Source organism: Microbacterium sp. BR1 (assembly GCF_002812725.1).
Classification (GTDB): Bacteria; Actinomycetota; Actinomycetes; order Actinomycetales; family Microbacteriaceae; genus Microbacterium.
Genome location: NZ_NMUN01000007.1, coordinates 93,817 through 119,586, shown reverse-complemented (window position 1 = coordinate 119,586; position 25,770 = coordinate 93,817). Strand labels below are relative to the sequence as shown.

The 25,770-nt window shown below is 67.8% G+C and carries 24 protein-coding genes and 1 tRNA gene; 18 read left to right on the top strand and 7 right to left on the bottom strand.

What is annotated here, in order from left to right:
- Nucleotides 1-13 precede the first annotated feature (13 nt).
- From CGU35_RS12390 to rplA, 11 genes are all read left to right on the top strand, one after another.
- On the top strand, nt 14-1,372 hold the full coding sequence (locus CGU35_RS12390) for a flavin monoamine oxidase family protein (protein ID WP_100811895.1): 1,359 nt from the start codon (nt 14-16) through the stop codon (nt 1,370-1,372).
- Complete coding sequence (locus tag CGU35_RS12385) at nt 1,369-2,253, top strand: universal stress protein (protein WP_100811894.1); 885 nt, start codon at nt 1,369-1,371, stop codon at nt 2,251-2,253. The genes CGU35_RS12390 and CGU35_RS12385 overlap by 4 nt, the downstream gene beginning before the upstream one ends.
- The gene (locus CGU35_RS12380; protein ID WP_100811893.1) at nt 2,250-3,818 is read left to right on the top strand and encodes an APC family permease; all 1,569 of its coding nucleotides are present in this window, start codon (nt 2,250-2,252) and stop codon (nt 3,816-3,818) included. The genes CGU35_RS12385 and CGU35_RS12380 overlap by 4 nt, the downstream gene beginning before the upstream one ends.
- Nucleotides 3,815-5,287, top strand: coding sequence for an NAD-dependent succinate-semialdehyde dehydrogenase (locus CGU35_RS12375; RefSeq protein WP_100811892.1), 1,473 nt, complete (start codon nt 3,815-3,817; stop codon nt 5,285-5,287). The genes CGU35_RS12380 and CGU35_RS12375 overlap by 4 nt, the downstream gene beginning before the upstream one ends.
- 21 nt (nt 5,288-5,308) lie before the next feature.
- The gene (locus tag CGU35_RS12370) at nt 5,309-6,673 is read left to right on the top strand and encodes an NAD-dependent succinate-semialdehyde dehydrogenase (protein ID WP_100811959.1); all 1,365 of its coding nucleotides are present in this window, start codon (nt 5,309-5,311) and stop codon (nt 6,671-6,673) included.
- A gap of 84 nt (nt 6,674-6,757) precedes the next feature.
- Nucleotides 6,758-7,195 carry a pyridoxamine 5'-phosphate oxidase family protein gene (locus tag CGU35_RS12365; RefSeq protein WP_100811891.1) on the top strand — a complete coding sequence of 146 codons (438 nt, stop codon included), beginning with the start codon at nt 6,758-6,760 and terminating at the stop codon, nt 7,193-7,195.
- A gap of 160 nt (nt 7,196-7,355) precedes the next feature.
- Nucleotides 7,356-7,428 (top strand) — tRNA-Trp (locus CGU35_RS12360).
- A 48-nt stretch (nt 7,429-7,476) separates the two neighbouring features.
- Nucleotides 7,477-7,755 (top strand): preprotein translocase subunit SecE, encoded by a 279-nt coding sequence (gene secE / locus CGU35_RS12355; protein ID WP_100811890.1) that lies wholly within the window; start codon nt 7,477-7,479, stop codon nt 7,753-7,755.
- Nucleotides 7,756-7,835: 80 nt separating this feature from the next.
- A complete protein-coding gene (gene nusG, locus CGU35_RS12350) occupies nt 7,836-8,894 on the top strand; it encodes a transcription termination/antitermination protein NusG (protein WP_100811889.1) in 1,059 nt (352 codons plus the stop codon).
- A 76-nt stretch (nt 8,895-8,970) separates the two neighbouring features.
- Nucleotides 8,971-9,402: a 50S ribosomal protein L11 gene (gene rplK, locus CGU35_RS12345; RefSeq protein WP_036302113.1), complete on the top strand. Its 432-nt coding sequence runs from the start codon at nt 8,971-8,973 to the stop codon at nt 9,400-9,402.
- 13 nt (nt 9,403-9,415) lie between these two features.
- Nucleotides 9,416-10,105 carry a 50S ribosomal protein L1 gene (gene rplA / locus CGU35_RS12340; RefSeq protein ID WP_100811888.1) on the top strand — a complete coding sequence of 230 codons (690 nt, stop codon included), beginning with the start codon at nt 9,416-9,418 and terminating at the stop codon, nt 10,103-10,105.
- Between the two features lie 64 nt (nt 10,106-10,169).
- Here rplA and CGU35_RS12335 read toward each other — a convergent pair whose 3' ends face one another.
- A complete protein-coding gene (locus CGU35_RS12335; RefSeq protein ID WP_100811887.1) occupies nt 10,170-10,781 on the bottom strand; it encodes a LysE/ArgO family amino acid transporter in 612 nt (203 codons plus the stop codon).
- Nucleotides 10,782-10,850: 69 nt separating this feature from the next.
- Here CGU35_RS12335 and CGU35_RS12330 point away from each other — a divergent pair, with 69 nt between their 5' ends.
- On the top strand, nt 10,851-11,738 hold the full coding sequence (locus tag CGU35_RS12330) for a LysR family transcriptional regulator ArgP (protein WP_100811886.1): 888 nt from the start codon (nt 10,851-10,853) through the stop codon (nt 11,736-11,738).
- Nucleotides 11,739-11,748: 10 nt separating this feature from the next.
- Here CGU35_RS12330 and CGU35_RS12325 read toward each other — a convergent pair whose 3' ends face one another.
- From CGU35_RS12325 to CGU35_RS12310, 4 genes are all read right to left on the bottom strand, one after another.
- Nucleotides 11,749-12,768 carry an NADP-dependent oxidoreductase gene (locus tag CGU35_RS12325; RefSeq protein ID WP_374935749.1) on the bottom strand — a complete coding sequence of 340 codons (1,020 nt, stop codon included), beginning with the start codon at nt 12,766-12,768 and terminating at the stop codon, nt 11,749-11,751.
- A 142-nt stretch (nt 12,769-12,910) separates the two neighbouring features.
- Entirely contained in the window at nt 12,911-13,390 is a 480-nt protein-coding gene (locus tag CGU35_RS12320) for a MarR family winged helix-turn-helix transcriptional regulator (protein ID WP_100811885.1), read from the bottom strand.
- Nucleotides 13,387-15,126: an MDR family MFS transporter gene (locus CGU35_RS12315; RefSeq protein WP_100811884.1), complete on the bottom strand. Its 1,740-nt coding sequence runs from the start codon at nt 15,124-15,126 to the stop codon at nt 13,387-13,389. Before CGU35_RS12315 ends, CGU35_RS12320 begins: the two co-directional genes overlap by 4 nt.
- A 192-nt stretch (nt 15,127-15,318) precedes the next feature.
- Nucleotides 15,319-15,996 (bottom strand): YqaJ viral recombinase family protein, encoded by a 678-nt coding sequence (locus CGU35_RS12310; protein ID WP_100811883.1) that lies wholly within the window; start codon nt 15,994-15,996, stop codon nt 15,319-15,321.
- A gap of 657 nt (nt 15,997-16,653) precedes the next feature.
- On the opposite strand from CGU35_RS12310, the gene rplJ reads away from it, so the two are divergent.
- The gene (gene rplJ / locus CGU35_RS12305) at nt 16,654-17,169 is read left to right on the top strand and encodes a 50S ribosomal protein L10 (RefSeq protein ID WP_100811882.1); all 516 of its coding nucleotides are present in this window, start codon (nt 16,654-16,656) and stop codon (nt 17,167-17,169) included.
- Nucleotides 17,170-17,220: 51 nt separating this feature from the next.
- On the top strand, nt 17,221-17,610 hold the full coding sequence (gene rplL, locus CGU35_RS12300; protein WP_100811881.1) for a 50S ribosomal protein L7/L12: 390 nt from the start codon (nt 17,221-17,223) through the stop codon (nt 17,608-17,610).
- Nucleotides 17,611-17,705: 95 nt separating this feature from the next.
- Here rplL and CGU35_RS12295 read toward each other — a convergent pair whose 3' ends face one another.
- The gene (locus tag CGU35_RS12295) at nt 17,706-18,713 is read right to left on the bottom strand and encodes a LacI family DNA-binding transcriptional regulator (protein ID WP_100811957.1); all 1,008 of its coding nucleotides are present in this window, start codon (nt 18,711-18,713) and stop codon (nt 17,706-17,708) included.
- 280 nt (nt 18,714-18,993) lie between these two features.
- On the opposite strand from CGU35_RS12295, the gene CGU35_RS12290 reads away from it, so the two are divergent.
- The 4 genes from CGU35_RS12290 to CGU35_RS12275 all read left to right on the top strand — a co-directional run bounded on the left by CGU35_RS12290 (nt 18,994) and on the right by CGU35_RS12275 (nt 25,127).
- Entirely contained in the window at nt 18,994-20,316 is a 1,323-nt protein-coding gene (locus CGU35_RS12290; RefSeq protein WP_100811880.1) for an ABC transporter substrate-binding protein, read from the top strand.
- A 117-nt stretch (nt 20,317-20,433) separates the two neighbouring features.
- Nucleotides 20,434-21,567: a carbohydrate ABC transporter permease gene (locus CGU35_RS12285; RefSeq protein WP_100811879.1), complete on the top strand. Its 1,134-nt coding sequence runs from the start codon at nt 20,434-20,436 to the stop codon at nt 21,565-21,567.
- Nucleotides 21,567-22,538 (top strand): carbohydrate ABC transporter permease, encoded by a 972-nt coding sequence (locus CGU35_RS12280; protein WP_100811878.1) that lies wholly within the window; start codon nt 21,567-21,569, stop codon nt 22,536-22,538. The genes CGU35_RS12285 and CGU35_RS12280 overlap by 1 nt, the downstream gene beginning before the upstream one ends.
- A gap of 90 nt (nt 22,539-22,628) precedes the next feature.
- Nucleotides 22,629-25,127 (top strand): HAD-IC family P-type ATPase, encoded by a 2,499-nt coding sequence (locus tag CGU35_RS12275; protein ID WP_100811877.1) that lies wholly within the window; start codon nt 22,629-22,631, stop codon nt 25,125-25,127.
- Here the strand turns inward: CGU35_RS12275 and CGU35_RS12270 are convergent.
- On the bottom strand, nt 25,090-25,767 hold the full coding sequence (locus CGU35_RS12270; protein ID WP_100811876.1) for a DUF305 domain-containing protein: 678 nt from the start codon (nt 25,765-25,767) through the stop codon (nt 25,090-25,092). The two genes, CGU35_RS12275 and CGU35_RS12270, sit on opposite strands and share 38 nt — an antisense overlap.
- Nucleotides 25,768-25,770 lie beyond the last annotated feature (3 nt).

Sequence of the window (25,770 nt, the reverse complement as noted above, 5' to 3'; positions counted from 1 at the left end):
AGGAGAACGCCAGATGAACGAGATCACCCGTGACGTCGTCGTCATCGGGGCGGGGGCCGCGGGTCTGACCGCGGCGAACGCGCTGCGCAAGGCCGGGTTGTCGGTCGCCGTGCTCGAGGCCCGAGACCGCGTCGGCGGTCGGCTCTGGACCGACGAGATCGACGGCGCCATGCTCGAGATCGGTGGACAGTGGGTCTCTCCCGACCAGGACGCCCTGATCGACACGGTCGCCGAGCTCGGTCTCGAAACGTTCAGTCGCTACCGGGAGGGCGACAGCGTGTACATCGGACCGGATGGCGTGGCGCACCGGTTCACCGGGGAGATGTTCCCCGTGTCTGCCGAGACCGAGCGCGTGATCGCCGAGATCACCGAGCGTCTCGACGCGATGGTCGCCGAGATCGACCCCGACCGGCCGTGGGCGCACGAGAAGGCCGCCGAGTGGGATCGGATCTCGTGGGATGCGTGGCTGCGCACGCAGACGGACGACGACGAGGCCGTTCGCAACCTCGCCTTCGCCACGGGCTCGGCCATGCTGACGAAGCCGACGCACAGTTTCTCGCTGCTGCAGTCGCTGCTCATGGCGGCTTCGGCCGGTTCGTACTCGCACCTCGTCGACGCCGACTTCATCCTCGACAAGCGCGTCGTGGGTGGCCTCCAACAGGTGCCCATCCTCCTGGCCGAGCGCCTGGGCGATGACGTGCTGCTGAACGAGCCCGTGCGGACGCTCGAGTGGGGCGAGTCCGGGGTCACGGCGATCGCCGAATCGACGACGGTCCGGGCCCGCTTCGCGATCAACGCGCTCGCCCCCAACCTCTACTCGCGCATCTCGTACGTTCCCGCGCTGCCGCGGCTGCAGCACCAGATGCACCAGCACCTCTCGATGGGATTCGTCATCAAGGTGCACGCCGTCTACGAGACGCCGTTCTGGCGCGACAAGGGGCTCTCCGGCACGGCGTTCAGCCCGTACGAGCTCTCGCACGAGGCGTACGACAACACCAATCACGGCGATGCGCGCGGGACCCTCGTCGGCTTCGTGTCGGACCAGACGGCCGACGACCTGTTCCGGCTGAGCGCCGAGGAGCGCAAGGAGCGCATCCTGGAGTCGCTCTCGCACTACTACGGCCCCGAGGCGAAGAACCCGATCGTCTACTACGAGAGCGACTGGGGCTCGGAGGAATGGACGCGCGGCGCCTACGCCGCGAGCTTCGACCTGGGTGGCCTGTCCCGGTACGGCGCGGACCTGCGCACCCCGGTCGGTCCCATCCACTTCGCCTGCAGCGACCTGGCCGGCGCCGGCTACCAGCACGTCGACGGCGCGATCCGCATGGGTCGCGAGGCCGCCGCTCACATCATCGAGGAGGCCCGCGCATGAGCGCACCCGTGTTCGTCGTGGGTTACACCGCGACCGATTCCGGCGCCGACGCCGTGGCGCTCGCCGCCCGTCTCGCCACCGCCGCCCACGGACGGATCGAGCTCGTCACGGTTCTGCTCGACGAGGGCCGCGGGGCCGTCGTGCCCCCGGACGCCAGCTACGACGCGTACGTGCGCGAGCAGGCGACCGGATGGCTCGATCAGGCCGCCGCGGGACTGCCCGAGGGTCTGGCGCTCGGCACTCACGTGCGCCACGCGGACTCCTTCGCCGAAGGGCTCCTCGAGGTCGCGACGGAACTCGGCGCGGCATACATCGTGGTCGGTGCCTCGCCCGGGGGCCTCCTCGGCCGCTACACGCTGGGTTCCGTGGCGAATGAGCTTCTGCACTCCTCGACCGTGCCGGTCGTGCTCGCACCCGCCGGTGCCCGCACCGTGTCGGCACCCCTCACGCGTATCACCGCGGCCGTCGGAACGCGCCCCGGTGCGGATGCCCTGATCGAGGACGCCGTCGCTCTCGCCACGGCCACCGGCGTGACGCTGCGGCTCGTGTCGCTCGTGACGATCGATCTGCCATCGGGGGTCGACACGGGCGTCATCCGGCTCGCCGGATCGACGCACGCCGACCTGGTCCTCGCGCAGGCCCGTGCGGCGCTTCCCGCCGATATCGTCGCCGAGGCCTTCGCCGCCCAGGGCGCGAGCATCGAGGACGCGGTCGCCGCTCTGGACTGGCAGGACGGAGAGGTCGTGCTGGTCGGATCGAGCCGCCTCGCGCAGCCGCGCCGCCTGTTCCTCGGCTCCACCGCCGCCAAGATGCTCCGGGAGCTCCCGGTGCCCATGATCGTCGTACCCCGCACGCACGCTTTGGAAGGAGACCGCTCATGAGCACCACCCGAGAAAGCGTCCCGGGGACGGGAGACCCGTTGGACGGAGGCCTCTCCAAGAAGGGGCTGAGCGCGGGGACCGTCGGCTTGATCGGCGCGGTCGTCATCGGCATCTCGTGCATTGCGCCGGCGTATACGCTGACGGCGGCCCTCGGCCCCACCGTCTCCGAGGTCGGGTTCCAGGTACCCGCGATCATCCTCATCGGATTCATCCCGATGCTGCTCGTCGCGTTCGGCTACCGCGAGCTCAACCGCCAGATGCCGGACTCCGGAACATCGTTCACGTGGGCCGCCCGCGCGTTCGGTCCGTGGGTCGGATGGATGGCGGGGTGGGGGCTGATCGCCGCCACGATCCTGGTGCTGTCGAACCTCGCGGGCATAGCCGTCGAATTCTTCTTTCTGCTGATCGACCAGATCGCGCAGACGAACGGCGCCATCGCGGATCTCGCGTTCAACCCGTTCATCAATGTCGCCGTCTGTCTGCTGTTCATGCTGGGCGCGACGACGATCTCGTATCGCGACATGCAGACGACGCAGAAGCTGCAGTACTTCCTCGTCGGGTTCCAGGTGCTCGTGCTCGTCATCTTCGCGATCGCCGCTTTCGTGCACGTCGCGCAGGGCAACGCCTTCGACGGTTCGATGCCCGAACTGTCGTGGTTCAACCCCTTCGCGGTCGGTTCGTTCACGGCCGTCGTCGCGGGCCTGTCGCTGTCGATCTTCATCTTCTGGGGGTGGGACGTCACCCTCACGATGAACGAGGAGACGAAGGATCCCGAGAAGACGCCGGGTCGCGCGGCAACGCTCACCGTCATCACGATCGTCGTGCTCTACCTGCTCATCTCGATCTCGCTGCTCGCCTTCGCGGGGATCGGGACGGGCGAGCTCGGACTCGGCAACGAGGACATCCAGGCGAACGTGTTCTTCTTCCTGAGCGGACCGATCCTCGGCCCCCTCGCCTTCCTCGTCTCGCTCGCGGTGCTGACCAGCTCGGTCTCGTCGCTCCAGTCGACGTTCGTCTCCCCGGCGCGTACCCTGCTGGCGATGGGGCACTACGGGGCCCTGCCGAAGAAGTTCGCCGCCGTCACGCCGCGCTTCTTCACCCCGGGCTACGCCACGATCGTGTCGGCCGTGATCGCGTCGGTCTTCTACGCCGTCATGCGCTTCGTGAACGAGAACGTGCTCTGGGACACCATCACGACCCTCGGTCTGATGATCTGCTTCTACTACGGCATCACGGCCTTCGCGTGCGTCTGGTACTTCCGCAAGCAGTGGTTCGACTCGGTGCGGAACGTCTTCTTCACCCTGCTGTTCCCCCTCGTCGGCGGGATCATCCTGGCGGCACTGTTCGTCATCACGCTCGTCGAGAGCATGGACCCCGACTACGGCAGCGGAACCGAATGGTTCGGCCTCGGTAGCGTGTTCGTCCTCGGGGTCGTGATCATCGGCCTCGGTATCGTGATCATGGTGATCCAGCGCTTCCGCAGCCCCGCGTTCTTCCGCGGTGAAACCCTGTCCCTCGACGCCCCCATCAGCGCACGTCGCGCACGTAAGGAATCTCTCCGATGAGCATCACTCCCGAGCGCGAAGCCGCTCTTCTGGCATCCATCCCCTCCGGTCTCTTCATCGGGGGTGAGTGGACGGATGCGACGGGCGCGCGCACCTTCGACGTCCGCGACCCCGCGACGGGCGCCGTCATCAAGACGATCGCCGATGCGACGCCCGAAGACGGCATGCGCGCCCTCGACGCGGCCGTGGCGGCTCAGGATGCCTGGGCTGCCACGCCCCCGCGGACGCGGAGCGACATCCTGCGCCGCGCTTTCGATCTGGTGCAGGAGCGCAAAGAAGACCTGGCGCTCGTCATGACGCTCGAGATGGGCAAGCCGCTCGCCGAGGCGCGCGGCGAGGTCGCCTACGGCAGCGAGTTCCTGCGCTGGTTCTCGGAAGAGGCCGTGCGGATCGCGGGTCGTTACGGGCTGAACCCCGAGGGCACCGGCCGGATGGTCGTCTCGCAGCGTCCGGTCGGCCCGTCGTTCTTCATCACGCCGTGGAACTTCCCGCTCGCGATGGCGACGCGCAAGATCGCCCCGGCGCTCGCCGCCGGGTGCACCGTCGTGATCAAGCCTCCCGCTCTGACACCGCTCACCACGATGCTCTTCACGACCATCCTGGAAGAGGCGGGCCTCCCCGCGGGTGTGGTCAACGTCGTGAACTCGTCGTCGTCGTCGGCGCTGTCGGCGCCGATCATCGCCGACCCGCGGCTGCGGAAGCTGTCTTTCACCGGATCGACCGGAGTGGGACGCAAGCTCATCGCCCAGGCCGCCGAGGGCGTGCTGCGCGTCTCGATGGAGCTCGGCGGCAACGCTCCGTTCGTCGTGTTCGACGACGCCGACCTCGACAAGGCCGTGGAGGGCGCCCTGCAGGCGAAGTTCCGCAACATCGGCCAGGCGTGCACCGCCGCGAACCGGTTCATCGTGCACGACTCGGTCGCGGACGAATTCGCCCGCCGCGTGGGTGAGCGCGTCGCCGCGATGCGGATCGGGCGCGGCACCGAGGACGACGTGCAGATCGGGCCGCTCATCGACGACGACGCCGTGGCGAAGGCATCCGGTCTCGTCACGGACGCCGTCGAACGCGGTGCGCGCCTCGTGACGGGTGGATCGGCGATAGCCGGCGAGGGGTCGTTCTTCGAGCCCACCGTCATCGCCGACGTCGCCCCGGGCAGCGAGATCCTGCGCGAAGAGATCTTCGGGCCGGTGCTCGCGATCGCGCGCTTCCGGGACGAGGACGAGGCCGTCCGGCTCGCGAACGACACCGAGTACGGTCTGGTGTCGTACGTCTTCACGCAGGATCTCGCCCGCGGACACCGCATGATCGATCGCCTCGAGACGGGGATGATGGGGCTGAACGTCGGTGTCGTCTCGAACGCGGCCGCACCGTTCGGCGGCGTCAAGCAGTCCGGCGTCGGGCGCGAGGGTGGCCTGGAGGGCATCCACGAATACCTGTCGACCAAGTACACGCTGATCCCCGTCGACTGACGCGGGCGAATGGGAGCGATCATGACCGAATACGCCGTCGTCAATCCGGCCACGGGCGAGACCCTCGCCACATACGCCACCTTCACGGACGCGCAGATCGAGGCGAGCGTCGCCGCGGCCACCGCCGCGTACCGCGACTGGGCGCGCGACGCATCCGTCGCCGAACGCGCCGAGCGCCTGAACCGCGTGGCGGACCTGCACCGCGAGCGGCGTGGGGAACTGGCCGAGATCATCGTGCGCGAGATGGGTAAGCCGCTCGCCGCGGCGCTCGGTGAGGTCGATTTCGCCGCCGACATCACGCAGTTCTACGCCGACAACGCCGCGAAGATCACGGCCGATCAGCCGATCGACATCCTCGGCGAGGGCACGGCGGTCGTCCGCCGGTCACCGCTCGGCCCGCTGCTCGGGATCATGCCGTGGAACTTCCCGTACTACCAGGTCGCCCGATTCGCGGCGCCGAACGTCGCGATCGGCAACACGATCCTGCTCAAGCACGCCCCGCAGTGCCCCGAGTCCGCCGCGGCGATCGAGCGGATGTACCGCGATGCCGGATTCCCCGAGGGCGTCTACGTCAACCTGTACGCCACCAACGAGCAGGCCGCGACGATCATCGCCGACCCGCGCGTGCAGGGTGTCTCGGTCACCGGATCCGAGCGCGCGGGTGCGGCGGTCGCCGAGGTCGCCGGTCGGAGCCTGAAGAAGGTCGTCCTCGAACTCGGCGGCTCGGACCCGTTCATCCTGCTCTCGACGGACGACCTCGACGCCGCGGTGGAGTCCGCGGTCGAGGCGCGGCTCGACAACGTCGGCCAGTCCTGCAACGGCGCCAAGCGGTTCGTCGTCGTGGATGCGCTGTACGACGCCTTCGTCGAGAAGTTCACCGCGGCGATGGCCGCCGCGACCGTCGGTGACCCGATGAGCGAAGACACCGTGCTCGGGCCGCTGTCGTCGCTCGCAGCCGCCGAGCGTCTCGAGCAGCAGGTGCAGCGTGCCGTCGAGCAGGGTGCGACGCTCGTCACGGGCGGCGTGCGAGACGGCGCCTTCTTCCCCGGCACGGTCCTGACCGACGTCACCCCCGAGATGGATGCCTACGGCGAAGAGTTCTTCGGACCCGTCGGTGTCGTCTACCGCGTCGCGGACGAGGCGGCCGCCGTCGCCCTGGCCAACGACACCGGCTTCGGCCTCGGCTCGTATGTGTTCACGACCGACGAGGCCCAGGCCGAGCGGGTCGCCGACGCGATCGATGCGGGCATGGTCTACGTCAACCTCGTGCTCGCGGACTCACCCGAACTGCCGTTCGGCGGGGTCAAGCGCTCGGGTACGGGTCGCGAGATGGGGCTGCTGGGCGCCGACGAGTTCGTCAACAAGAAGCTCATCCGCGTCGCGTGATCGGGTAGGGACCATTTTCACGGCCGTGACGCGTAGCGGGCGCGAGGCATCCGGGGGGACGATAGGTGTGAGGAGGTCTGTCTCATGGACGAGATGAACGAGGTCGTCAATCGCCTGGGCGAACAAGCATGCTGGGATCGGCTGCGAACGCAGCAGCTCGGCAGGCTCGTCACGCACGTCGGAGAAGTCCTCGATGTCTTCCCCGTCAACTACGTGGTCGACGACGAGACGATCGTGTTCCGGACCGCCGAGGGCAGCAAGCTGTTCGAGCTCACCGTGAACGACGAGGTGCTGTTCGAGGTCGACGACCACTCGGGAACGGATGCGTGGAGCGTCGTCGTGCGCGGTCGCGCCCATCGGCTCGCGACGAGTGCCGAGGTGCAGGCGGCCGATGGTCTGCCGCTGCGGCCCTGGATCCCGACCCTCAAGTACAACTACGTGCGTGTCGAGCCGACTTCTATGACCGGCCGCGCTTTCGTGATCGGCCCGGAGCCCGACCGTTACGGAGTGGCGGACTACTGACGGCACGGACCGACGGGGCAGGCATTCGCGACCTCCCCCGGGCATGACGTAGACTGGGCATGCAGTCGAAATCTGCATTCTTTGCCGTGCCCGCGGTCGGGCGCAATCCTCTTCGTGAGCGCGGTGCAAGAGTGTGGGTCCGGGGCCGGAAACGGTCCTTAGGGCGGTAGCTCAATTGGCAGAGCAGCGGTCTCCAAAACCGCAGGTTGCAGGTTCGATTCCTGTCCGCCCTGCGCGTCAGCCCCGAGCTGACACACGAAAGGTACATTCAGGTGAGTGCAGTGGCCCAAGACGAGCCGAACGGCGAGATCGTCGCGGCGGGCAAGGCTGACCGCGGAAAGAAGCCCGGCTTCTTCGCCCGGATCGCCCTGTTCATCCGACAGGTATTCGCCGAGCTCCGCAAGGTCGTCACGCCGACGCGCCAGGAACTGTTGAAGTTCACGGCCGTGGTGCTCGGATTCGTCGTCGTCATGATGGCGATCGTCTACGGCCTCGACTTCGTCTTCTCCTGGATGGCCTCGGTCGTCTTCGGGGTGCCCGGCGAACTCGTCGGCGCATAGGTGAGAAACACCCCGCCGAGACGCACCCAGACCGAATCATCGGTGGCCCGGATCGGGCTGCCACCAACGGAAGTGATCCAGTGACCGAGAGATTCACCGACGACGCCGACTGGGCGACGGCCGCCGAGCAGTCCAGTGAGGACGACGAGGCGCAGGAGGGCGACCAGCTCGCCGCCGAGGAGCGCTCCGTCGAGCCCGCCGAGCACGCCGCGCTGCACGTCGTGGACGATGAAGACGAGGATTTCGCGGAACTGGATGACATCGAGATCGACGACCCGGAGGCCGACGCCATCGTGAACGACGCCCTGCACATCGACCAGGCCGACGAGGCCGAAGCGGCCGCCGAGGTGCTGACCGAGTCGCTCGAGGACGAAGAGACCGAGCGCGAGGCGGCGGACGCCGACGAGGTCACCCCCTACGACGGCCCCGACGTAAACGGTGAGCCCGACGCGCCGGTGCTCGACGAGGACTTCGTCGCCGAGGTCGCCGACGCCGAGGCGGTCGTCGACGAGGTCGAGGAGGACCCGTACGAGGCGTTCCGCGCCGAACTGCGCTACCTGCCGGGCAAGTGGTATGTCATCCACTCCTACGCCGGGTTCGAGCGCAAGGTCAAGGCGAACATCGAGCAGCGCAAGTCGTCGCTCGAGGTCGAGGACGAGATCTACCAGATCGAGGTCCCGATGGAGGACGTCGTCGAGATCAAGAACGGCCAGCGCAAGATGGTCACGCGCGTCCGGATCCCCGGTTACGTGCTCGTGCGCATGGACCTGAACGAAGACACCTGGTCGGTCGTGCGCCACACGCCCGGCGTGACCGGCTTCGTCGGCAACGCCCACAACCCCACGCCCCTCCGCTTCGAAGAGGCCTTCAACATGCTGAAGTCCCTCGTCGAGATCAAGGAAGTCGCCACGACCAAGTCCGGCAGCGGCAAGGGTTCGGCGACGCAGGCGCGCAGCGTCGTCACCGAGGTCGACTTCGAGGTCGGCGAGACGATCACGATCAAGGAAGGCTCGTTCGCGGGTCTGCCCGGAACGATCAGCGAGATCAAGCCCGAGAGCGGCAAGCTCACGGTCCTGGTATCGCTCTTCGAGCGAGAGACCCCGGTCGAGCTGTCGTTCGACCAGGTCACGAAGCAGTAATTCAGACCACCGCCCCGGAGAGACCGGACGCGGGAGAGCGGATGCGGCACGCATCCGTTCGACGAGAGGAAAAAGAATGGCACCCAAGAAGAAGGTGACCGGCCTGATCAAGCTCCAGATCAAGGCCGGAGCCGCCAACCCGGCGCCCCCGATCGGGCCCGCGCTCGGTCAGCACGGCGTCAACATCATGGAGTTCTGCAAGGCGTACAACGCGGCGACCGAGGCCCAGCGCGGCAACGTCATCCCCGTCGAGATCACCGTCTACGAGGACCGCAGCTTCACGTTCATCCTGAAGACGCCGCCGGCAGCCGAGCTCATCAAGAAGGCCGCTGGCGTTGCCAAGGGCTCGCCGACGCCGCACACGACCAAGGTGGCCAAGCTCACCAAGGCTCAGGTGCGCGAGATCGCCGAGGTCAAGCAGCCCGACCTGAACGCGAACGACATCGAGGCCGCCTCGAAGATCATCGCCGGCACCGCCCGTTCCATGGGCATCACGGTTGAGGACTGAGGGGATAACGACAATGGCTACCAAGTCCAAGGCCTACCAGGCCGCCGCCGCGAAGATCGCGGCTGACACGTTCTACACGCCCACCGAGGCCGTCGCCCTCGCGAAGGAGACCGGCTCGGCGAAGTTCGACTCGACCGTCGAGGTCGCGCTGAAGCTCGCCGTCGACCCCCGCAAGGCGGACCAGATGGTGCGCGGCACCGTCATCCTGCCCCACGGCACGGGCAAGACGGCCCGCGTCATCGTCTTCGCCACCGGGCCCGCGGCCGAGGCCGCCCTCGCGGCCGGCGCCGACGAGGTCGGTGGAGCCGAGCTCATCGAGAAGGTCGCGGGCGGCTACACGTCGTTCGATGCCGCCGTCTCGACGCCCGAGCTCATGGGCCAGGTCGGACGTCTCGGAAAGGTGCTGGGCCCCCGCGGCCTCATGCCGAACCCGAAGACCGGCACCGTGACCCCCAACCCGGCCAAGGCCGTCGAGGAGATCAAGGGCGGAAAGATCGAGTTCCGCGTCGACAAGCACGCCAACGTCCACTTCGTGGTCGGCAAGGCGTCGTTCTCGGCCGAGCAGCTCGACGAGAACCTGAAGGCGGCGCTCGACGAGATCGTCCGTCTGAAGCCGTCCAGCTCGAAGGGTCGCTACATCCAGAAGGGTGCCGTGTCGACCACGTTCGGCCCCGGCATCCCGCTGGACGTCAACGCGATCTGACGCACTGCGTACACGAAGGGCCTCGCCGGAAACGGCGGGGCCCTTCGTCGTTCCCGGCAGGACGTCAGCGGAAGACGACGAGGCTGATCCCGAGCCCGATCATCACCACCGCGATCGACGCGTCCAGGATGCGCCAGGCTCGTTCGGTCGACAGCAGTCGGCCGAGGTAGCGGGCGCCGAACGCCAAGCCCGAGAACCAGACCGCGCTGGCGACGATCGCGCCCGCGGCGAAAGCCCATGGGCTGACGTGCGTCGCCGCGATGGAACCGAGCAGGAAGACCGTGTCGAGGTAGACGTGGGGATTCAGCCATGTGAGGGCGAGCGCGGTCGAGGCGACGGCGATGGCGCCGGTCTGTGTCGCCGTCGCCGCGGTGGGCGTCAAGACCGCCCCGCTCGGGCGCCACGCGCGGCGTGCGGCGAGGCATCCGTAGGTCACGAGGAATGCGGCTCCCGCCCAGCGGACGATCTCGGTGAGCCAGGGGAGGGCTTGCAGTGCGAGACCGATGCCCGAGACGCCCAACGCGATCAAGACGGCGTCCGAGGCCGCGCAGATCGCGGCCACCAGCACGACGTGCTCGCGTCGCATCCCCTGACGCAGCACGAACAGATTCTGCGCGCCGATGGCGACGATGAGCGAGAAGCCGAGGCCGAGCCCCGCGGCGGCCGAGACGAGCATGGTCCGACGCTATGGCGCACGCGGGCATAAGACCAGTTCATGTTTCTTGTGTACCATTAGCCTTGCTTCATGAAGCTCCCGCTCGAACTCGTCGCCACCGTCGCCGCCGCGATCGACGCGGGCACTCTCGACGCGGCGGCACGGACGCTGCACATCACGCCATCCGCGGTCAGTCAGCGGATCCGCGCGCTCGAGGAACGGATCGGGCGGTCCCTGCTCGTGCGTACCAAGCCGCTGCGGGCGACCGAGGCCGGCGAGGCGGTCGTGCGGCTGGCTCGTCAGCTCGCGCTCCTCGAGCACGACACCCTGCGCGTCCTCGGACTCGACGACGAGGGGCCCGTCCGGCTCGCGCTGGCCGTGAACGCCGACTCGCTCGCCACCTGGTTTCTCCCCGCGCTGGCGCGCATCGTCGCGGATGGGGACGTCGCGATCGAACTCCACCGCGACGACCAGGACTACACCGCCCGCTTGCTGGCGGACGGAACCGTCTCGGCGGCGGTCACCTCGCAGAGCGCCGCGGTGGTCGGCTGCTCGGTGACCCCGCTCGGCGTCATGTCGTACCGGGCGTGCGCGACGCCGGGCTTCGTCGAGCGCTGGTTCGCAGACGGTGTCACCCCCGAGGCTCTCTCGTCCGCGCCCGTCATCGAGTACGACCGGCGCGATGACCTGCAGTCGCGATGGCTGCGCGCGCGGGGGGCATCCGTCGCGGCGCCCCCGCGCACGTTCGTTCCCGCGTCGCACGACTTCGCGACGGCCGTCCGTTCGGGGCTCGGCTGGGGCATGCTCCCGCCCCTGCAGGCGGACGGCCCGATCGAGCGGGGCGAGATCGTGCTGCTCGCGGGTGATCCCATCGCCGTGCCGCTGTACTGGCAGCAGTGGGATCTGCGGTCATCGCTGCTCGATCGCGTCGCGCGCGTCGTGGTCGCCGAGGCGCAGCGGATGCTCGACCCGGCGTGAGGGCGAACGGTCAGTCGTCGCTCACGCGCAACACGATCTTCCCGCGCGTGTGCCCGTCCTCGATCTCCCGGTGGGCGGCCGCGGCGTCCTTCAGGTCGAAGACCCGGTCGATGTAGACCTGTATCGAGCCGGACGCGAGCAGGCGGGCGATCGTCGCGAGCACGCCCCCGTCGGGGATGATCTTGTAGGTCGATGCGCGCACGTCCGCCTCCGCGGCATCCTCTTCGAACGTCGGCCAGCTTCCCGTCGGTACATTGACGATCAGGCCGCCGCGGCGCAGCACACCGAGCGATCGACTCCCGGTTTCGTCGAGGGTGTTACCCACCAGATCGATCACGACGTCGACATCGGCGACGACATCCTCGAACTTCGTCGTGGTGTGGTCGATGACGACGGATGCTCCGAGCTCGCGCAGCCACGCGGCGTTCCGGCCCGATGCCGTGGCCGTGACGTGGGCACCGAAATACGCGGCGAACTGCACGGCGAAGTGACCGACGCCTCCGCTGCCCGCATGGATGAGGATCCGCTGACCCTCGTGTGCGTGCGCGGTCTCGACGATCAGTCCCCAGGCCGTCAGTGCGGCGAGCGGCACACCCGCTGCCTCGACGTGCGAGAGACCTGTCGGCATCTTGGCGACGGAGAGCGGCGAAACGACCGCATACTCCGCGTAGCTCCCGGGGGTGCGCGGAAAGGCCGCCATGCCGTACACGGGGGTGCCGGGCTGGAGAGGATGGGTCTCGAACGGCGCGCGAACCACGACGCCGCTGAAATCGAAACCGGGAACCGCGGGGTATGACGTGATCGCCCACGAGACGCCGCGGCCCGAGCGCGTCTTCGCATCGATGGGGTTCACACCCGCGGCGACGACGCGCACGAGCAACTCGCTCATCACGGGAGCCGGGGTCGCCACCTCGGCGAGGTGGAGCGAGTCGGCGTCTCCCGGCTCGTCGAACACGACGGCGCGCATCGTGTCCGGGACGCTCGGAGCCTCGGCGGGCGCTCCCGCGGGTCGTGGGGGGCGAACTGCCATGGCGGTGCTCCATTCTGCGCGAACGGCACATACGGCAAGCCTGCCCATATGGCTGCATGAGCGCATATTGCCCAGAGGATCGGACTCGTCCCAGTAAAGCCGGGGATTGTCTCGACGGTGTTACGCAGGTGCTAACGTGCCGCTACGCGGAGCGGGGCGGTGATTCGCGGGTCGACGCCGCGCGGAGCAGGCGGGTCAGAGTCCGGATGTCCGACACATCCCAGTCCGCGAGCCGATCCTGCAGGGCGTGCGGATCGGCGCTCCGTGCTGCCGCGAGCCGCTCGACGCCATTCGGTGTCGCGGTGAGGCGGGCCGAACGACCGTCGGCCGGATCGGCGGTCCGCTCGATCAGACCGCTGCGTTCGAGTTCGCGCACCGTGCGGCTGACCTGCCCCTTGTCGGCGACGAGCGTCTCGGCGAGGGCGGACGGCGTGATCGGTCCGTGCTTGACGATCGTCGTGAAGACCTTGTAGGTGCCCGGCAGCATGCAGGGTTGCAGTCGGTCGGCGCGTGCAGCCATGACCTGACGCATCCGTGCCGACAGTTCACCGAACTCCGACTCGAGCTCGCGCACCGCATCCTGCCAGTCGGGGTTCGAGGCAGACTGCGGTTGATCGGTCATCGTTCGCCGGTGCCCTTCGCATCGGACGGGGCTGTGGGTGATTCGGTGCCCGTCGACTCCACGATATCGGCCGGGCCGGCGGATGCGCTTCCCGATGCGGGGATCGACTCCATGCCCTCGCTCGCGGTGAACATGGCCAGGTCCGCCTCGCCCGCGGCCAGCCGCTCGGTCGTGGTCATACGCGTCAGCGGGCGGTTCGGCATGAAGAGGATCGCGATGAGGCTGATGATCGCGAGGGGGACGGCGAACAGGAACGAGTGCGCGATGCCCTGCGCGTAGATGTCCTCGACGATGACCCGGACGTCGTCCGGGAGGGTGTGCACGGCCGGAAGGGTGCCGGTCTTCAGCTGCGCCGCGACCGCGAGGCCCTGTTCGCCGAGCGGGGCGAGCGCGGCGCCGATCGCATCGCGATACCTCACGAACCCGTCGGTCACGCTCGCGGCGAGAGCCGCGCCCATCACGGAAACGCCGATCGTGCCGCCCAGACTGCGGAAGAAGGTGACGCCCGAACTCGCGGCGCCCATCTCTTCGGGCTTGGCCGTGTTCTGCACCACGAGCACGAGGTTCTGCATCGTGGCGCCGACGCCGGCGCCGAGCAGGAACATGTAGAGCGCGACGAGGGGGTAGGGGGTGTCGTAGTGGAGCGTCGAGAGCAGCACCGAGCCCGCGATGAGCGCCACGGCGCCGCCGATCATGTACGGCTTCCAATGACCGAACCGGCTGATCAGCTGGCCGATCAGGATCGAGGTCACGAGCAGTCCGCCCATCATGGGGACGGTCAGGATGCCCGCCTCCGCCGGGGTAGCCCCGCGCGACATCTGCATGTACTGGCCGAGGAACACCGCGGCACCGAACATCGCCAGCCCGGTCGCGATGGATGCGACGACCGAGAGCGTGAACGTGCGGTTGCGGAACAGCGAGAGCGGGATGAGCGGCTCGCGCGAGCGCAGCTCGACCACGATGAACAGCGCGGTGGCGACGACGACCCCGCCGACCATCAGCGCCGTGTCGACGCTCCACCAGTCGTAGTTCTTGCCGGCGTTGGTGATCCAGACCAGCAGGAGCGAGACCGCGGTCGAGAGCAGAACGATGCCGACGTAGTCGATGCTCACCTTGCCGCGCCGGATGCGGGGGACGTGCAGGGTGCGCTGCAGGATCACGAACGCGGCGATGGCGAAGGGGATCGCGACGAAGAAGTTCCACCGCCATCCGATTCCGTCGGTGATGAATCCACCGAGCAGCGGCCCGCCGACCGTGGCGAGGGCCATCACGGCGCCGAACAGGCCCATGTAGCGGCCGCGTTCGCGCGGGCTGATGATGTCGGCCATGAGCACCTGACTGAGTGCGGCGAGACCGCCGGCACCGAGGCCCTGCACGGCGCGGAACGCGATGAGGGTGCCGGGGTCCTGCGAGAAGCCGGCGGCTGCGGTCGCCAGCACGAAGAGCGCGAGGGCGAGCTGGATCAGCAGTTTGCGATCGAAGAGGTCGGCGAGCTTGCCCCAGATCGGCGTCGAGATCGCCGTCGTCAGCAGCGTCGCCGTCACGACCCACGTGAAGACGGTCTGGTCGCCGTCGAGGTCGTGGACGATGACGGGGAGCGATGTCGAGACGACGGTCGCGGCCAGCATCGAGACGAACATGCCGAGCAGCAGCCCGGAGAGCGCCTCGAGCACCTTTCGGCGGGACATGGGTGCGGATGTGGTGGCGTCGGTCGGCGCAGTGACAGAGGCGGCCATCGGGTCCTTCCTGGGGAAGCGAGTTCTGATGGAGCGACCGCGCCGGAGCGTGGTGCGAAAGTTGAGTAAAGTCAACTATATTCGATGATTGATAAAAGTCAACCAGTTTGCCGTGACGGCTCCGCACGCGGGGGAGCCATGAGCGGAGCGATCGCAGGCCCTGGGGAGGCGCCGCTGGCCGCGAAGGGGCCGCTAGTCGGCGAGGGTAAGCGCGCGGAACGGTTCGCGTGCGGCGCGAGGCATCCGCTCTTCCACGAACTCGAGCGTTCGCGCCGGGCGCGTCGGCGGTTGCGTCGTGCGGCGATGCAGTTCGTCGATCAACGCGTCGGCGAGCCGGATCAGTCGCGAGATCTCGCGGTCATCGCGGTCGACCCACGCGCACCGGGGTTCGTCGCCGATCGGCACGAACCCGTCGTGCTGTTCCCACGCCACCAGCGTGCGCTCGGCGCCCAGCACGTGCTGCTGCCACCACACCTGACGCATGTACGAGCGGGGGATGGATCGCCACGCCTTGTTGGTCGTCTTGATCTCGGCCAGCGTGATCGATCCGCTCGGGGTCGTGGCAACGCCATCGGGCGTCGCGAGGTGCCGCTTCTCGGAGACCGCGTGGAACAGGGCCGACGAGGGCAGGATTCCATGGGTCGCGGCCACCCACGCGGCGATCTCGGGTTCGCGGCGGCGTCCGTGGTCGGTGTAGGCGTTGCCGCTGAAGCGGCTGCCGACGAGCTTGGCGTCGGCAGCCTTCGCGATCGCGTTCTCGCTCGTGAGGCTCGCGACGTCCGTTGCCGTGATGCCGCGCGAACGTGCCCGCACCCATGCGACCCGGTCGCGAGAGTCCGCGACGATGCGGGCGGCGAGTTCGGGAAGCACCTCTCGACTCTAACCCCGCACCCCGCCGGGCCCGGCCCCGGCACGCGGTCCGCGTCCGTCCGCGGTGCACGTCGAGCCCGCCGCTTCGCGCGCACGCTGATCGGGCTCATCGACGGCCGCTCGGAGCTGCCTCTGGAGAGCATCACGAAGCTGCAGCTTCGGCGCCTCGGATTCCGCACCCCGAGGCTGCAAGTCCCGGTTCGCTCACCGGGAGACGGATCGTTCTGGATGGATATCGATCGAGCAGGTGCTTCTCGCAGAAAAGCAGCGCGAGGACTGGGTTCGCGGAACGACGGGCAAGACCGCCTGTTGCTGCCGAGAAGACCCCTTCTCTACGGGCAACAACGGGCGACCTCGCCGGCAACCGGCGGGTTCGCGAGAACTGGCGGAGCGTATGGGCGGCGCGGGATTTGGGGGACGGATGCCCGTGGCGTAGAGTGTTCGTAACCACAGACCGCTGGTCATCGGCGTGCGCGCGAGCGCAGGACGATCGAAGCTCTGCACATGCAGGGGCCCGCGCAGGTGACACGAACGACATAGCCCGTGAGGGTCGTCCAGCTCCGTGCGCTTGCGCCGGAGCTTTTTTCATGTGCGGAACCGGTTTCTGTGGCCGGTGTCCCGCCATCGTGGGGCGCCTCGTACACACAAGGAGTGGCCATGGCGCAGAAGGACGCATCGGTTGCCGAGCTCACGAAGAACTTCGAGGACTCGACCGCCGTACTGCTGACCGAATACCGCGGGCTCACGGTTGCCGAGCTCAAGCAGCTCCGCAACAACATCCGTGAGCACGCCAGCTACGCCGTGGTGAAGAACACGCTGACCAAGATCGCGGCCAACAAGGCCGGGATCTCCTCGCTGGATGACGAGCTTCAGGGCCCGTCCGCCATCGCGTTCGTGCACGGCGACCCGGTCGCCGTCGCGAAGGGCCTGCGCGACTTCGCCAAGGCACACCCTCTTCTGGTCGTCAAGGGCGGTTACTTCGACGGTAACCCCCTGACTGCGGAAGAGGTCGGCAAGCTCGCCGACCTCGAGAGCCGTGAAGTCCTGCTGGCGAAGCTCGCCGGCGCGATGAAGGCCTCGCTGTTCGGAGCCGCCTATCTGTTCAACGCACCGCTGTCGAAGGCCGTTCGCACGGTCGACGCGCTGCGCGAGAAGCAGGAATCCGCAGCCTAACCCTCGGGTCAGGCGCGGCAAGCACGTAAAACCAACACAAGGAGAAACATCATGGCAAAGCTCACCACCGAGGAGCTGCTCGACGCGTTCAAGGAGCTCACGCTCATCGAGCTCAGCGAGTTCGTGAAGAAGTTCGAGGAGACCTTCGAGGTCACCGCCGCCGCTCCGGTCGCCGTGGCCGGCCCCGCCGCCGGTGGCGCGGGTGCCGCCGCTGAAGAGGTCGAGGAGAAGGATTCCTTCGACGTCGTCCTCGAGGCTGCCGGCGAGAAGAAGATCCAGGTCATCAAGGTCGTCCGCGAGCTCACCTCGCTCGGCCTCGGCGAGGCGAAGGCCGTCGTCGACGGTGCCCCCAAGGCCGTGCTCGAGGGCGCGACCAAGGAAGCCGCCGAGAAGGCCAAGGCTTCGCTCGAAGAGGCCGGCGCGACCGTCACCCTCAAGTAGTTCGGAACGGTCGGCGGGCGCGAAGCGCCCCGAGATCGACTCCCGTCAGAAGGCCCCGGATGTCCGCATCCGGGGCCTTCCGCGTACGCCCGTACTCAGGCGGGCGTCGGGGCGGGGGTGGTCGTCGATGCCCGCATGACCATGCGCGCCGGTGCCGTCGTGCGCCCGACGACCGGCGCGCCGTCGATCATCGACATGAGCATCGCGACGGCCCGTTCGCCCTGATTGCAGGGGTCCTGCTCGACCGTGGTGAGGGCGAACATCTCGGCGTAATCGTGCCCGTCCACCCCGATGACGCTCAGCTGCGAGGGGACGGCGATGCCCAACCGCTGAGCCGCGATGATCGCGCCGATCGCCACCTCGTCGCAGGCCCCCACGATCGCCGTGGGTCGCGAGTCGGTGTCCGCCAGCACCGGGGTCGCGGCCGCGTACCCATCCGTGATCGTCAGCGCTGCCGCGTGGACCGTCGGCTCGAGGTTCGCGGCCCGCATCGCCTGCACGTATCCCGACTCGCGGTCATCGACGTCGCGGGCGGGAGGATCGTCGTTCGGCGTGGCACCGAGGAACGCTATCCGGGTGTGGCCGAGAGCCAGCAGATGCTGCGTGATCATCCGTCCTATCGCGACGTTGTCTATGCCCAGGGTGACGACTCCGGGCAGCTCGTTGCCGATGCACACGGTGGGTTTGGCGAAGCCGACCAGACGCTCGAGATCGCTGTCGTCGGGTTCGAGTGCGACGGCGATCACACCGTCGAATCGCTTTCGCGCCAGGAAGTGCCGGTACAGACGATCCCGGTCGCGGGAGTCGGGCTCGGCCACGTAGAGCGTCAGGTCGTAGCCCAACTGCATGAGCGAGCGTTCGATCCCCTCGATGATCTCGCCGAAATACCATCGCCCGACGCGTGGCACGACGAGGGCAACGGTGTGGGTGCGCCCGGTGACCAGGCTCGACGCGCTGCTGGATGCGACGTAGCCGAGCTCGTGGGCCGCTTGCTCGACGCGCGCCCGCGTATCGGGCGCGACATAGCCATGACCGGTCAGGGCGCGGCTCGCCGTCGCCTTCGAGACGCCGGCCCGACGCGCAACCTCGGCGATCCCGCTCATCGCATCTCCCTTGATGTGGCTCCGTGCGAGGGGTTCACGATGGTCGTGAAGAAAACGTTTCCATACCGCGATGTGCTCCATCGCTGTGGGCATCGTCGATAAACGGGACACTATCACGGGGCATTTTAGGAGATTCTTCACGGTTACCGAGTTGTGACTTTGCATCAATTGTGGGCCGCTCGAGAGTCCTCTACGGTGATCATGGAATCGGTTCCAAGGCTGGACACGGCCCGGGCGATTCTTCGGCGCGATAACCCGCGCACTCAACGAGGAGGACCACATGAAGACATCGCGACGGGGCAGGATCCTCGTCCTCGGATCGCTGCTGACGGTCGGTGGGCTCACGCTCGCGGGCTGCACGGGCGGTCCCGGCGGCTCGACCGGAAGTGGTGGCGAGGACGACAACGTCGTCACGATCTACGGAACGATCGCCGACACCGAAGCCGAACTGCTCGAAGAATCCTGGGCGGACTGGGAGGAAGAGAACGGCATCGACATCGAGTACGAATCGTCGAAGGAGTTCGAAGCTCAGATCGCGGTCCGTGCGCAGGGTGGCAACGCCCCCGACCTGGCCATCTTCCCGCAGCCGGGCCTTCTCGCCGACATGGCGAACCGCGGATATCTGGTGCCCGCGCCCGAGGGTGTCGTGAAGAACGTCGAAGACAACTGGTCCGAGGACTGGGCCGCCTACGGCACGGTCGACGGCACGCTCTATGGCGCGCCCCTGATGGCCAGCGTCAAGGGCTGGATCTGGTACTCACCGTCGATGTTCGCCGAGAACGGCTGGGAGATCCCGACCGACTGGCAGGGCCTGCTCGACCTCACCGCGCAGATCCAGTCGACGACCGGCAAGGCGCCGTGGTGCGTTGGGTTCGGATCGGACGCGGCAACGGGATGGCCCGGCACCGACTGGGTGGAGGACGTCGTCCTGCGCCAATCGGGTACCGAGGTCTACGACCAGTGGGTCGCGAACGAGATCCCGTTCACCGACCCCCAGATCGCCTCGGCGTTCGATGAGGTCGGCAAGATCATGCTCAACCCGCAGTACGTCAATGCCGGCTTCGGCGACGTCGCCTCGATCGTCACGACGCCGTTCGGAGACCCGGCCAACGCGCTCGTTTCCGGCGAGTGCGCGCTGCACCACCAGGCGTCCTTCTACGACGGCTTCATCACGGATGCCGGTGGCACCGTCGCCGAGGACGGCGACATCTGGGCCTTCCTGATGCCCCCGTTCGAGGCCGGAGCCGAGGGCTCGGTCGTCACGGGCGGTGGCGAGATCGTCGGAGCCTTCGACGACAGCGAGTCGACCGTCAAGGTGCAGGAGTACCTCTCGAGCGCCGAGTGGGCCAACTCCCGCGTCGCGCTCGGTGGCGTGATCTCGGCCAACAACGGTCTCGACCCGGAGAACGCGTCGAGCGAGATCCTGTCGGCGGCGATCGAGATCCTGCAGGATCCGACGACGACCTTCCGCTTCGACGCATCCGACCTCATGCCCTCGAGCGTGGGTGCCGGAACGTTCTGGAAGGGAATGATCGACTGGGTGAACGGCACGCCGACCGCCACGGTGCTCGAGCAGATCGAGTCCGGCTGGCCGTCGAGCTGACGCACGGCAGGTAAGGGGGGCCGCCTCTATCGCGGGGCGGCCCCTTTCCCTACTCTGGGGGCAGGCAGAGCGACCCGCGCCGAGCCCCGAGTCCAGTGACGTACTCGAAAGGACCCCATGTCCGCATTCTTTCAATGGCTGAGCACGCTCTCGCCGTGGTTGGAAATCCCGATCATCATCGGCGCGTTCGTCGCGGTGGTGGCGATCGTCCTGTTCTTCGTGGAGATCGCCCCGCGCAAGGGTCGGCTCTACACGATCCTCCGGCTCGCCGCGTGCGTGCTCTTCCCGCTGCTGCTCTTGTGGGCGCTCCAGTCCTACACGTGGGCGATCATCGCCGCCGGTGTGCTGGGTCTGCTCTTCTTCTGGCTGGACTACCGCAGCCGCGCGGGTGCCGGGTACCTGTTCCAGCTGTTCGGATTCCTGAGCCCCGCCATCCTGCTGCTCATCATCGGGCTCGTCGTGCCGACCATCCAGACGTTCTTCCAGGCCTTCATGAACTCGCGGGGCACCGCGTTCATCGGCCTCGACAACTTCGTCTGGATCTTCACGCAGCCCCAGGGCATCCGCACCGTGCTCAACACGATCGTGTGGGTGCTGATCGCGCCGACCGTTTCGACGATCGCCGGCCTCGCGTACGCGTACTTCATCGACAAGACCCGGGGCGAGAAGTACTACAAGATCCTGGTCTTCCTGCCGATGGCGATCTCGTTCGTAGGCGCGTCGATCATCTGGCGCTTCATGTACACGGCGCGTCCGTCGGATCAGAACCAGATCGGCTTCCTGAACCAGGTCATCGTCTGGTTCGGGGGCGAGCCGATCTCGTTCCTCGCGGTCGAGCCCTGGAACACGCTGTTCCTGATCGTCGTGCTCATCTGGGTCCAGACCGGTTTCGCCATGGTCGTGCTGTCGGCCGCCATCAAGGGTGTGCCGACCGAACAGATCGAGGCCGCGGAACTCGACGGGACGAACGCGTGGCAGCGCTTCATCAACGTGATCGTTCCCGGCATCCGTTCGTCGCTCATCGTCGTGCTGACGACGATCTCGATCGCCTCGCTGAAGGTCTTCGACATCGTCCGCACGATGACCGCCGGCGCGAACAACACCTCGGTCATCGCCAACGAGATGTACACGCAGTTCCGCAGCTTCGAGGCGGGGCGGTCCGCCGCGTTCGCCGTCGTGCTGTTCGTGCTCGTCCTGCCGATCGTGATCTATAACGCGAGACAGCTCCAGAAGCAGAGGGAGGTGCGCTGATGAGTGCAGTCATGCCGGTCGATCTTCCCATCGACGAAGACACCAAGAAGGAGTTGCGCCGCGGCGAGAAGAAGGCCGAGCGTCAGGCGCTCGGGCGGGCGAAGAGGCGGCTCACGTCGCGCTGGGCCACTCTCGCCGCTCTCGTCATCGCGATCATGTGGACGATCCCGACGTTCGGGTTGTTCATCTCGTCGTTCCGCCCTCGGGAGCTCATCCAGACCACCGGTTGGTGGACGGTGTTCGAGAACTGGGGATGGACGCTCGACAACTACTCGACGGCCCTGACGACGGGCAACAGCCAGCTGGACATGGCCGGGGCCTTCGTCAACTCCATCGCGATCACCCTGCCGGCGACGGTCATCCCGATCGTCATCGCCTCGCTGGCCGCCTACGCCTTCGCGTGGATGGACTTCAAGGGCAAGAACCTGATCTTCGTGCTGGTCTTCGCGCTCCAGATCGTCCCGATCCAGATGGCGTTGATCCCGCTCCTGCAGCTGTTCTCGCAGGGCACGATCTTCGGCTTCCCGGTGATCGAGGCGATCGGTTCCTCCGGGTACACGCAGGTCTGGATCGCGCACACGATCTTCGCGCTCCCGCTCGCGATCTTCCTGCTGCACAACTTCACGGCGGAGATTCCCGCCGACGTGATCGAGGCCGCGCGCGTCGACGGCGCGGGGCACGGACAGATCTACTTCCGCATCATCCTGCCGCTGACGGTTCCCGCGCTCGCCTCGATCGGGATCTTCCAGTTCTTGTGGGTGTGGAACGATCTGCTCGTGGCGTTGATCTTCGCCGACGGCAACGTCGCTCCGATCACGAAGCTGCTGGCCGAGATGACAGGTAGCCGCGGACAGGACTGGCACCTGCTGACCGCGGGAGCGTTCATCGCGATCATCGTGCCGCTGATCGTGTTCATCGCGTTGCAGAGGTTCTTCGTGCGAGGCCTGCTGGCGGGCTCGACGAAGGGCTGATCGTGCAGACGGGGCGGGCGGCGCAACGGGGGGCCGCCCGTCCCGTCGCCGTTCCGGACGGGCGCCGACGCCGCCGCTAGGGTGAGTGGCATGGATGCACCGGATGCGCCGCCCACCGTTTCGGCAGTCGACATCGAGGCCGCCACGTCGGGACTCAGCGCGGCGGACGTCGCGGAGCGGGTCGCATCCGGACGCACCAACGCGTTCAACGCCGACACGAGCCGGACCTGGTGGAGCATCATCCGGGCCAACATATTCACGCTGTTCAATGCCATCGTGTTCGCCTGCTTCGCGGCGCTTCTCGCGCTCGGCCGCTGGCAGGACGCGCTGTTCGGGCTCGCGGCCATCTTCAACGCGCTGATCGGGTGCTACCAGGAGATCCGCGCCAAGGTCGCCCTCGACCGGCTGGCGCTCTTGAACGCGCCGCGCGCGCGGGTTCGTCGCGACGGCGTCGAGGCCGAGATTTCTCCGGCGGACGTGGTGCAGGACGACATCCTCGTCTTGCGCGCGGGTGATCAGGTCCCCGCGGATGCCGAAGTTCTGAGCGAGCAGGGCCTGCAGGTCGACGAGTCCATGCTGACGGGCGAATCGGACCCCATCGACAAGCACCCGGGCGGGCAACTGCTGAGCGCATCGATCGTCGTCTCGGGTCGCGCCGATGCCCGCGCGACGCAGGTCGGAGCCGACTCGTACGCGAACAGATTCGCGGGGGAGGCGAAGCGCTTCTCGCTCGTCCAGTCCGAGCTGCGGCGCGGCGTCAACAAGGTGCTCGCGTGGGTGGCGTGGGGTATCGGCCCGATCGCGTTGCTCGTCACCAACGCACAGGTGCAGGTGCAGGGCGGCTGGGAAGAGGCGTTCGCGGATGGCTCGTGGCGCCAGGCCGCGGTGGATTCGATCGCCGTCATCACCGCGATGATTCCGCTCGGGCTCGTGCTGCTGACCAGCATCGCGTTCGCGGTCGGGGCGGCTCGGCTGGCGGCCGAGAAGGTTCTCGTGCAGGAGCTTCCCGCCGTTGAGGGTCTCGCTCGTGTCGACATCGTGTGCCTCGACAAGACCGGCACCCTCACCTACGGCGACATCGCGTTCGACGCCGTGTATCCGTTCGATGAGCGCGTCGAAGGCTGGCGCGGTGCGCTCGGGTGGTTCGGTCGCGCGCCCGACGCGAACGCCACGGCACGGAGCCTGGCCGGGGGATTCCCCGAGGGCGACACCCTCGTCGCCGAGCGCGAGATCCCCTTCTCGTCGAAGCGGAAGTGGAGCGCGGTCTCGTTCGGGGGAACGGATGCTCCAGGCACCTGGGTCCTCGGAGCCCCGACGATGGTCCTGCCCGACGCGGTGACGCGCTCGGTCCCGTGGAGCGGACCAAGCGCCGAGAACGACGAGGCATCCCTGGCCGACGCGACGAACGAGCTCGCCTCGACGGGTCGTCGCACGATCCTGCTCGCATACAGCCCCGTGCCGCTCGAGGACGCGCATGTGAAGGCGGAGTCGTTGCCGGAGCATCTCGACCCGATCGCCGCCATCACGTTGCAGGAACACGTGCGAGAGGACGCGGCGCAGACGTTGGCGTACTTCGCCGAGCAGGGCGTCGACGTCAAGATCATCTCGGGCGACAGTCCGCAGACGGTCGCGGCGATCGCCCGCGATCTGGGCCTCGACGTGCCCTATGGGTTCGACGCCCGCGAGTTGCCGACCGACAACGATGCTCTCGCCGACGTGCTCGACCAGCACACGGTGTTCGGACGGGTCTCGCCCGAGCAGAAGAAGGGGATGGTCATCGCCCTGCAGTCCCGGGGGCACGTGGTCGCGATGACCGGCGACGGCGTCAACGACGCGCTCGCGATCAAGCAGGCCGACATCGGCATCGCGATGAACTCGGGCTCCGCGGCGACGAAGGCCGTGGCGCGTCTGGTCCTGCTGGACGGTCGCTTCTCGCACCTGCCGACCGTCGTCGCCGAGGGGCGTCGCGTGATCGCGAACATGGAACGCGTCTCGATGGTGTTCCTGACCAAGACCGCCTATGCCACCACGATCGCCGTCCTCTTCGGCGTTCTGATCATGCAGATCCCGTTCCTGCCTCGCCAGCTGTCGATCACCGACGGCCTGACCATCGGCATCCCGGCGTTCTTCCTGGCGCTGCTGCCGAATACGCAGCGCTACATTCCGGGGTTCCTGCGTCGATCGCTGAGCTTCGCCATCCCCGCGGGACTCGTCGTCGGGCTCGCGCTGACGGTCTTCTCGCGCATCGCCGGCCACCTCTGGGAGATCCCGATCGAAGAGGTGCGCACCGGATCGACGGTCATCGTGGGCATCCTGGGCATCTGGGTGCTCGCCCTGATCTCGCTGCCGCTCAGCTGGATCAAGGCCGCGATCCTGGTCGCGATGGTGGGCGGTCTCGCGCTCGTGCTGAACGTTCCGTTCGCGATCGACTTCTTCCAGCTGGACTGGCCGCGAGAGGACGCCGTCGTTCTGATCGCGGGGCTCTGCGCGGTCGGCATCGTCCTGATCGGCATCATCCGTGCCGTGCAGCAGAGCTACATCCGGCGGCAGCTCACGAACATCCCAGCCGCAACGCCGCGGCGGCCATAGCGTCGAGCTCGAACTGCTGCACGTCCTTCATCGACTGCGCGACCTGAAGAACCCGCGGCTCGGATCCGAGACTCAGAACGGCATCGACCATGTCGATGGCTCCCTCGTGGTGTCGTGTCATGAGTGCCAGGAAGCGGCAATCGGCTTCGACGCCCGAGGCCGCCTCGAAAGCGTCGAGTTCTTGCTCGGTGGCCATGCCCATGTCGCGCAGCAGGTCGGCTTCGGTCGCGGGCGCGGCTGAGGCCCCGTGGTCCAGGTGTCCCGGTTGCCCGGCCATCCATGCCATGAGCGTGCCGCCACGCTGTGGCAGGCCCCATGAGACCAGCCACGAGTACATCTCGCCCGACTGCGCCGACTGCGCCGTGGCGATGTCATAGGCGAGGGCCCGCAGATCCGGGTCCTCGGTCTCGGGGTACAGGGTCATCGCCATGTCGACGGCCTGCGCGTGATGTACCTGCATGTCGCGCGCGAATCCCGCCTCGGCCGAGTCGGTCGCGGGCGCCGATGACTGGGCCGACACGCCGAACGTCGAAAAACGTCCGATGGCGAAGGCGAGCGCGGCCACCGCGACGGCCGCCAGCGTGACGAGCAGCCAGCGCGGAGGACCCGTCCTCTCCTGCGTCGTCCGATCCGCCGTCACGCG

Excerpts from the sequence above, each read along its gene's own strand:
- CGU35_RS12390 (WP_100811895.1), top strand. The coding sequence starts at position 14 with ATGAACGAGATCACCCGTGACGTCGTCGTCATCGGGGCGGGGGCCGCG.
- CGU35_RS12385 (WP_100811894.1), top strand. The coding sequence starts at position 1,369 with ATGAGCGCACCCGTGTTCGTCGTGGGTTACACCGCGACCGATTCCGGC.
- CGU35_RS12380 (WP_100811893.1), top strand. The coding sequence starts at position 2,250 with ATGAGCACCACCCGAGAAAGCGTCCCGGGGACGGGAGACCCGTTGGAC.
- CGU35_RS12375 (WP_100811892.1), top strand. The coding sequence starts at position 3,815 with ATGAGCATCACTCCCGAGCGCGAAGCCGCTCTTCTGGCATCCATCCCC.
- CGU35_RS12370 (WP_100811959.1), top strand. The coding sequence starts at position 5,309 with ATGACCGAATACGCCGTCGTCAATCCGGCCACGGGCGAGACCCTCGCC.
- CGU35_RS12365 (WP_100811891.1), top strand. The coding sequence starts at position 6,758 with ATGGACGAGATGAACGAGGTCGTCAATCGCCTGGGCGAACAAGCATGC.
- rplK (WP_036302113.1), top strand. The coding sequence starts at position 8,971 with ATGGCACCCAAGAAGAAGGTGACCGGCCTGATCAAGCTCCAGATCAAG.
- rplA (WP_100811888.1), top strand. The coding sequence starts at position 9,416 with ATGGCTACCAAGTCCAAGGCCTACCAGGCCGCCGCCGCGAAGATCGCG.
- CGU35_RS12335 (WP_100811887.1), bottom strand. The coding sequence starts at position 10,781 with ATGCTCGTCTCGGCCGCCGCGGGGCTCGGCCTCGGCTTCTCGCTCATC.
- CGU35_RS12330 (WP_100811886.1), top strand. The coding sequence starts at position 10,851 with ATGAAGCTCCCGCTCGAACTCGTCGCCACCGTCGCCGCCGCGATCGAC.
- CGU35_RS12325 (WP_374935749.1), bottom strand. The coding sequence starts at position 12,768 with ATGGCAGTTCGCCCCCCACGACCCGCGGGAGCGCCCGCCGAGGCTCCG.
- CGU35_RS12320 (WP_100811885.1), bottom strand. The coding sequence starts at position 13,390 with ATGACCGATCAACCGCAGTCTGCCTCGAACCCCGACTGGCAGGATGCG.
- CGU35_RS12315 (WP_100811884.1), bottom strand. The coding sequence starts at position 15,126 with ATGGCCGCCTCTGTCACTGCGCCGACCGACGCCACCACATCCGCACCC.
- rplJ (WP_100811882.1), top strand. The coding sequence starts at position 16,654 with ATGGCGCAGAAGGACGCATCGGTTGCCGAGCTCACGAAGAACTTCGAG.
- rplL (WP_100811881.1), top strand. The coding sequence starts at position 17,221 with ATGGCAAAGCTCACCACCGAGGAGCTGCTCGACGCGTTCAAGGAGCTC.
- CGU35_RS12295 (WP_100811957.1), bottom strand. The coding sequence starts at position 18,713 with ATGAGCGGGATCGCCGAGGTTGCGCGTCGGGCCGGCGTCTCGAAGGCG.
- CGU35_RS12290 (WP_100811880.1), top strand. The coding sequence starts at position 18,994 with ATGAAGACATCGCGACGGGGCAGGATCCTCGTCCTCGGATCGCTGCTG.
- CGU35_RS12285 (WP_100811879.1), top strand. The coding sequence starts at position 20,434 with ATGTCCGCATTCTTTCAATGGCTGAGCACGCTCTCGCCGTGGTTGGAA.
- CGU35_RS12280 (WP_100811878.1), top strand. The coding sequence starts at position 21,567 with ATGAGTGCAGTCATGCCGGTCGATCTTCCCATCGACGAAGACACCAAG.
- CGU35_RS12275 (WP_100811877.1), top strand. The coding sequence starts at position 22,629 with ATGGATGCACCGGATGCGCCGCCCACCGTTTCGGCAGTCGACATCGAG.